The organism is bacterium endosymbiont of Bathymodiolus sp. 5 South (genome assembly GCF_900128535.1).
In the GTDB taxonomy this organism is placed as follows: Bacteria; Pseudomonadota; Gammaproteobacteria; order PS1; family Pseudothioglobaceae; genus Thiodubiliella.
In genome coordinates, this window is record NZ_FQTR01000413.1 from 1 (window position 1) to 879 (window position 879).

2 protein-coding genes are annotated in these 879 nt (G+C 37.0%); both read right to left on the bottom strand.

Annotated features, from left to right (window positions below; translation table 11 throughout):
- On the bottom strand, nt 1-549 hold a 549-nt coding region (locus tag BBROOKSOX_RS11875; protein ID WP_373896639.1), incomplete at its 3' end, for a putative Ig domain-containing protein.
- Between the two features lie 163 nt (nt 550-712).
- The gene (locus BBROOKSOX_RS11880) at nt 713-856 is read right to left on the bottom strand and encodes a hypothetical protein (protein WP_180324071.1); all 144 of its coding nucleotides are present in this window, start codon (nt 854-856) and stop codon (nt 713-715) included.
- Nucleotides 857-879: the final 23 nt, after the last annotated feature.

Here is an 879-nt window from a genome sequence, read left to right on the forward strand (position 1 = left end):
GCTGCTATTTAAGAATTCGCCATTAGTGTTACCATCTACTGCATAACTAGCAGCAACGGGGATAGAGTATGGATATGTGCTGGATTCTGTGGCAGGTTTTCCAAGGGCTAGATTAGTAGTACCGACACCAACAGTAATAACAACAGTTGCAGTATCATGACCACGACGACCAGTTGCAGTCACAGTATAAATCACTGGATCAGAGGCAACAATTGGCACTCCAGAGATGTCCCCAGTTTTTTTATTAAAGGACAAGCCATTGCGAATAGCAGGATAAATTGAGTAATGAGAAATAGAATCACCTCTATTAGAGATGGTAATAGGTGTGATAGCAATTCCAGCAGTAGCACTAACATGATTAGTGCTGATTGTGATGAGTGGACCTAGTACAACACTAAAAGCATTTAAAGAGACTGAAAAGATAGCGACTGAAAGGAGTTTAGTTAGTTTGTTTAGTGTGTTTAGTGTGTTTAGTGTGTTTAGTGTGTTTAGTGTGTTTAGTGTGTTTAGTGTGTTTAGTGTGTTTAGTGTGTTTAGTGTGTTTTTCATTTTCAAAAATAATGATTAAAAAATTTACTATAACAGTTAAAAACAATTTTGTCAAGGTCTTTTATGAAATCCAAAAATTTTACCCGTTGAATGATGATTAACCACCAGCACATCACAACCTAGGTAACCAGTAACTGAAACACCTTTACTGCATTTTCTTTATTTAAAGATCAACACCCATAACCTGAACTTCTGCTAGAGACAGATAATTCTTGTCAAGCAACTGGATTCTAACATAGCGACCTTGCTTGCCTGATGCGTCTAATTGAATGATTTTTTTGGGATTAGGCGCAATGTAATACCCCAAAAAAACCACACCATGCTAAAGTA